Raw genomic sequence first — 5,030 nt, 5'->3', positions numbered from 1 at the left:
CCACCAAAGAGCGAGCCCAAACGCCCGATGTAAGGCACCGACACCGGATCAAAGCTGGACTTGCGATCGCCTGAAACAACCGGTGGCGTGGTCGTTGACGATGCCGACGGCCTGCATCCAGGCGTAGACGATGGTCGGGCCGACGAATTTGAAGCCGCGCCGTTTCATCTCCTTGGAAATCCGTTCGGAGAGTGGCGATGAGGCGATGAAGCCGTGGCCGTCGTTTTCCACCACCTTGCCATCGGTGAAGGACCAGCAGAAGTCGGCGAAACTCTCGCCGCGCTCCGCCATCTCGCAGAAGATCTGCGCGCCGCGGATCGTCGCTTCGATCTTGGCGCGGGCGCGCACGATGCCGGGATCGGCCATCAGCCGCTCGATATCGGCCGGGCCGAAGCGCGCGACTTTCTTTGGATCGAAACCGGCGAAGCCGGCGCGAAAGGCGTCGCGCTTCCTGAGCACGATGATCCAGGCGAGGCCGGCCTGAAACCCTTCCAGCATCAGCATTTCCCACAGCATGCGGGCGTCATGCTGCGGAACGCCCCATTCCTCGTCGTGATAGGCGCGCATCAGCGGGTCGCCTTCGGCCCAACCGCAGCGATGATGTGCGTGAATGTCCATCTCGATCCTCCGTCAGGCGATAGTGTGGCGAACCGGCGCCACGGTCCAGTCCACGGTTCGCTGGTCGATCATGGCGTGCACCGGCGAGTGGCCCATCTCGGTCATAACGCCGCCTGCCGCCTTGCGGCCCGCCTCGGCTGACCCCCAGATCAGCACGTCGACAATGGTGCCGTCGTCGCGCTCGGCGATGCGGCGCGACAGGAAACCCGGCTGACGTTTCAGCCAGGCGTCGATATCGGCGTTGGCGGCAATGAACTCGGCGCAGATCTGGCCGTTCAGCCGGAAGGTCGTCACTTCGATCGCTTCGGTCATGTCATCTCTCCGTTGGTGCTCAGCCTTGCGCCGTCGGGCGCACGACCAGTTCGTTGACGTCGACGCCATCAGGCTGGCCGATGGCAAAGCCGATCGCTTCGGCAATCGCACCGGGCGGGATGGAGGCAACATCCAGCATGGCACGGGCGCCGGCCTCGACCTGCGGGTTGGCGATGCCGTCGAACAGCTCGGTGCGGGTGAGGCCAGGGCTGACCACCGTTACCCGCAGGTCCCGGCTTTCCTGGCGCAGCCCTTCCGACAGCGCCCTGACGGCGAATTTGGTGGCGCTGTAGACGGCGGCGGTGGGGTCGACCCGGTGGCCCGAGACCGAGGCGACGTTGACGATGTGGCCGGATTTCTGTTCAGTCATGACCGGCAGCACGGCGGCGATGCCGTTGAGCACGCCACGCAGATTGACATCGATCATGCGGTTCCAGTCATCGACGCGGAGTTCCGCCATGAACGACAGCGGCATCACGCCGGCATTGTTGACCAGGACGTCGACCCGGCCATGGCGCTCATGAGCGGCGGCGACGAAGGCCTTGACGCTGTCGAGGTCGGTGACATCGAGTTCTCGGGAAAATGCCTGGCCGCCGGCCAATTCGATGTCTTGCGCTATCGCCGTGATGCGGTCGGTGCGCCGGGCGCCGAGCACGATGCTGTGGCCGCTTGCCGCGAGGTGGCGGGCCGTGGCTGCGCCGATGCCGCTCGAGGCGCCGGTGATCAGCACGACCTTGCCGGGTGAACTTGTCATGAGAGGCTCCGCCTGTTGGTTGGGAGGCAAGCTCCCGATGGTGGCGTTATGCGACGGGCGGTCGCCGGGCGTTATCGCGATCCTGCAAGATTCATGCATGATCCTGCAAAGATCCGCTGTCGCCGCTGGCCGGGATTGCAGGATCGGATATGATCGACGTCATGATGATTTCGAAGACTTCAGGTGCCATTTGACGACTGCACACGGCCCTTATGGCGAGATGGCGTCGATCATCGCCCGCTTCACGGGTGAGGACGAAGAGTGCGCGACGGCGATCGACACCTTGTTCTTCAGCCGGCGTTCCTCGGCCGACAAAAGCGTCTACACCGCGCAATGGCCGTGCTTCGCGCTGGTCGTGCAGGGTGCCAAAAGCCTGGCACTCGGGTCGGAACTCCATACCTATGGCGTTGGCGATTATCTGGTCGTGTCGCTCGACCTGCCGGTCGTGTCGCGGGTGACGGAGGCGAGCCCGCAGGTGCCGAACCTTGGGCTTGGTCTCAGGATCGAGCCGGAGCGGCTGAAGGACCTGTTCGGCCGCATCGGCATGGCGCCGGCCGCCCCGCACGACATGCGCGCGGTGGCGGTCAACAAGGCGCCGCCTGACTTGCTCGATGCTGTCGTGCGGCTGCTGCGCCTGCTGGACCGGCCACGGGATATTCCCGCCATGGCACCATTGATCGAGCAGGAAATCCTTTATCGCGTGGCGACCGGTCCGTTCGGTCCCGCACTGCTGCAGATCGCCATGCTGGAAACACCGACCAACCGGGTCGCCCAGGCGATCGCATGGCTGCGGCTGAATTTCACGCGGCCATTGCGTATCGAGGAACTGGCACAGCATGTCGGCATGAGCGCGTCCTCGCTGCATCATCACTTCAAGGCGGTGACGGCAATGACGCCGATGCAGTACCAGAAGCAACTGCGCCTCTACGAAGCGCGGCGGTTGATGTTGACCGAGCGCCTGGATGTCGGCTCGGCCGGCTACAGCGTCGGCTATCAGAGCCCGTCGCAGTTCAGCCGCGAATACAGCCGGCTCTACGGCCGCCCGCCGCTGCGCGATGTGGTGGGAAGCCGGTAGGATCACGGACATCCGGCACCTGCAAGAGGCCGCTGGCGAGCACCGGTTGATCCCACGTCAAACCGCAAGATCGGTCGAGCGTGTCATGTCTGGCAGCGCCTAACTGGGTCGCCACGGAGGACGGGACGTTGAAGGCGGCACTTGAAAACTACCATGCCCGGATGCGGCGGGTGCTGGACCACATAGACCAGCATCTGGATGACGATCTGGATCTGGAAGCGTTGAGCGGCGTCGCGGCGTTCTCGAAATACCATTTCCACCGGCAGTTCACGTCAACCTTCGGGGTGTCCGTGCACCGCTACGTCCAGCTTGCCCGCTTGAAGCGCGCTTCGTACAGGCTTGCCGGAAGCGACGCCGAAAGCGTCACCGATATTGCGATGGATGCCGGTTACGACGCCCCGGATGCCTTCGCCCGCGCCTTCCGGCAACGGTTCGGACAATCGCCTTCGTCGTTCCGGAAATCTCCCGACTGGGGAGCGTGGCTCATGGCCTTCGGGCCTTTCGACAAAGCAAGGAACACGCTCATGCAGATAATCTTCGAACCCGACGACGTGATGATCCGCGATGTGCCGCCCACACCGGTGGCTGTTATGGAGCATCGCGGCGATCGGGCGACGCTCCAGGACACCATCCAGCGGTTCATCGTCTGGCGCAAAGCCCACGGTCTGTCGCCCGAGACAAGCCCGACCTTCAACATCTTCCGTTCTGAGCGGGAGCCTGCGATCGCGGCCGACTACAGCATGGACATTTGCGTCGGCACCGATCAGCCGATAGATTCGAATGACGGGCAGATGAAGGCTGGCGTCATTCCCGGCGGACGCTGCGCGGTGCTGCGCTACCCCGGCAACACCAACAATCTCGAGCCGGCAGCACTTTACCTCTATCGTGAATGGCTTCCGGCCAGCGGCGAGGAAGTGCGCGACTTTCCGGTCTATTGCCAACGACACCTGTCCCTCGTCGCGGAAGGGCCGCTGCACGAAGTGGTCGTTGAACTCTTTCTGCCTCTCAAATAGCAATAGCGAGCTGTCCCTTCCGATCGCGAGAAGCGGACGGTGTGTCCGGTATTGTCATTATATTAGCTTCAGCGCATATTTAGCCCGCAGCGCGCCCTTGGTCGCCAACGCGTCCCAGGGCGCCTGCAATTGTTCCGAAAAATAAATCACTCCGTGCCGCTCGAATTATGGAGCAGCACGAGACAATGACATTTGGAGGAAATACCCATGAAAGTGACTATCTTGGCAAACTATGCGCCTCATGCAGCCAAAGGATTGATGCAAGGCTCGGACAGGCAGGCTGCGGTCAAGGCGCTTTTTGAAAGCGTTGGCGGCAAGATGACCAGCGTGATGTTCACGCGCGGCATCTATGACGTCGTTGTCAATGGCGAGGTGCCGGACCAGTCAGCGGGGATTGGCATGTCCCTTGCGGTGCGAGCGAGCGGCTCGCTGACCGAGATGGTTGTACTGGAAGAACTCGACATGAAGGCAGTGCTCGCGGCCGCCAACAAGGCTGCCGGCGCGTACAAAGCCGCCGGCTGATGGCCTTCCTTTCTTGATCAAGGCAGCACGGTTCGATGCCGTGCTGCCGAGTGTCGGACAGGGCATCTTCTTCCGACTTTCGCGGCGACTGGCATTCAAGCTAGTATCGTGCGGTGGTCGTTTGGTGCAGAGAGCTTGCTGAAACGCAACCGCGATTCTGAACACGGAGACAAGCCATGTTTGCGGCCAAGGCCATCGACACGTCAGACAAGGCCGCGTTCTACCGCGACCTCGCCACTCAATTGAAGGCGCTGCTCGAAGGCGAGGGCGACTCGATCGCCAACGCCGCCAACACCGCGGCGCTGATCTTCCAGATGGTGCCCGACCTCAACTGGGCCGGCTTCTATTTCCTGGCCTCGGACGAGGAACTGGTGCTGGGACCCTTCCAGGGCAAGCCGGCCTGCGTGCGCATCGCGGTCGGCAAGGGCGTCTGCGGGACGGCGGTCGAGCTCGGCACTTCGATGCTGATCAAGGACGTGCACGATTTCCCCGGCCACATCGCCTGCGATGCCGATTCGCGCTCGGAACTGGTCGTGCTTCTGGAAGACGATGAAGGTGTCTTCGGTGTGCTCGATCTCGACAGCCCGCTGCCCGGCCGTTTCGACAAGGCCGACCAGGCCGGCATCGAGACGCTGGCGGCGATCTATGCCGCCTCGAGTTCGTTCGAGGATTGAGCGGTCGCCGTTGAGATAACGCCTCGGTGTCGAGTTCTACGGCGCCCCTCTCTGTCCTGCCG

At 63.0% G+C, this 5,030-nt stretch carries 7 protein-coding genes; 4 read left to right on the top strand and 3 right to left on the bottom strand.

What is annotated here, in order from left to right; translation table 11 throughout:
- Window positions 1–48: 48 nt before the first annotated feature.
- The 3 genes from AC1DX0_RS30980 to AC1DX0_RS30970 are packed head-to-tail and all read right to left on the bottom strand — an operon-like array spanning window position 49 to window position 1,684.
- A complete protein-coding gene (locus AC1DX0_RS30980) occupies window positions 49–618 on the bottom strand; it encodes a DNA-3-methyladenine glycosylase I (RefSeq protein WP_477222795.1) in 570 nt (189 codons plus the stop codon).
- 12 nt (window positions 619–630) lie between these two features.
- Window positions 631–930: a hypothetical protein gene (locus AC1DX0_RS30975; protein ID WP_477222794.1), complete on the bottom strand. Its 300-nt coding sequence runs from the start codon at window positions 928–930 to the stop codon at window positions 631–633.
- Between the two features lie 19 nt (window positions 931–949).
- Window positions 950–1,684 carry an SDR family oxidoreductase gene (locus AC1DX0_RS30970; RefSeq protein WP_477358246.1) on the bottom strand — a complete coding sequence of 245 codons (735 nt, stop codon included), beginning with the start codon at window positions 1,682–1,684 and terminating at the stop codon, window positions 950–952.
- A 190-nt stretch (window positions 1,685–1,874) separates the two neighbouring features.
- On the opposite strand from AC1DX0_RS30970, the gene AC1DX0_RS30965 reads away from it, so the two are divergent.
- The 4 genes from AC1DX0_RS30965 to AC1DX0_RS30950 all read left to right on the top strand — a co-directional run bounded on the left by AC1DX0_RS30965 (window position 1,875) and on the right by AC1DX0_RS30950 (window position 4,968).
- The gene (locus AC1DX0_RS30965; protein ID WP_477222792.1) at window positions 1,875–2,759 is read left to right on the top strand and encodes an AraC family transcriptional regulator; all 885 of its coding nucleotides are present in this window, start codon (window positions 1,875–1,877) and stop codon (window positions 2,757–2,759) included.
- A 128-nt stretch (window positions 2,760–2,887) separates the two neighbouring features.
- Window positions 2,888–3,772 (top strand): AraC family transcriptional regulator, encoded by an 885-nt coding sequence (locus tag AC1DX0_RS30960; RefSeq protein ID WP_477222791.1) that lies wholly within the window; start codon window positions 2,888–2,890, stop codon window positions 3,770–3,772.
- Window positions 3,773–3,985: 213 nt separating this feature from the next.
- Window positions 3,986–4,294, top strand: a complete 309-nt coding sequence (locus AC1DX0_RS30955; RefSeq protein ID WP_477222948.1) for a GYD domain-containing protein — start codon at window positions 3,986–3,988, stop codon at window positions 4,292–4,294.
- Window positions 4,295–4,470: 176 nt separating this feature from the next.
- The gene (locus tag AC1DX0_RS30950) at window positions 4,471–4,968 is read left to right on the top strand and encodes a GAF domain-containing protein (RefSeq protein ID WP_477222790.1); all 498 of its coding nucleotides are present in this window, start codon (window positions 4,471–4,473) and stop codon (window positions 4,966–4,968) included.
- Window positions 4,969–5,030 lie beyond the last annotated feature (62 nt).

Source organism: Mesorhizobium sp. P3_A9, from assembly GCF_056402975.1.
The sequence above is the reverse complement of the archived record's forward strand: the minus strand, read 5'-3'. Positions and strand labels throughout refer to the sequence as shown.

Excerpts from the sequence above, each read along its gene's own strand:
- AC1DX0_RS30980 (WP_477222795.1), bottom strand. The coding sequence starts at position 618 with ATGGACATTCACGCACATCATCGCTGCGGTTGGGCCGAAGGCGACCCG.
- AC1DX0_RS30975 (WP_477222794.1), bottom strand. The coding sequence starts at position 930 with ATGACCGAAGCGATCGAAGTGACGACCTTCCGGCTGAACGGCCAGATC.
- AC1DX0_RS30970 (WP_477358246.1), bottom strand. The coding sequence starts at position 1,684 with ATGACAAGTTCACCCGGCAAGGTCGTGCTGATCACCGGCGCCTCGAGC.
- AC1DX0_RS30950 (WP_477222790.1), top strand. The coding sequence starts at position 4,471 with ATGTTTGCGGCCAAGGCCATCGACACGTCAGACAAGGCCGCGTTCTAC.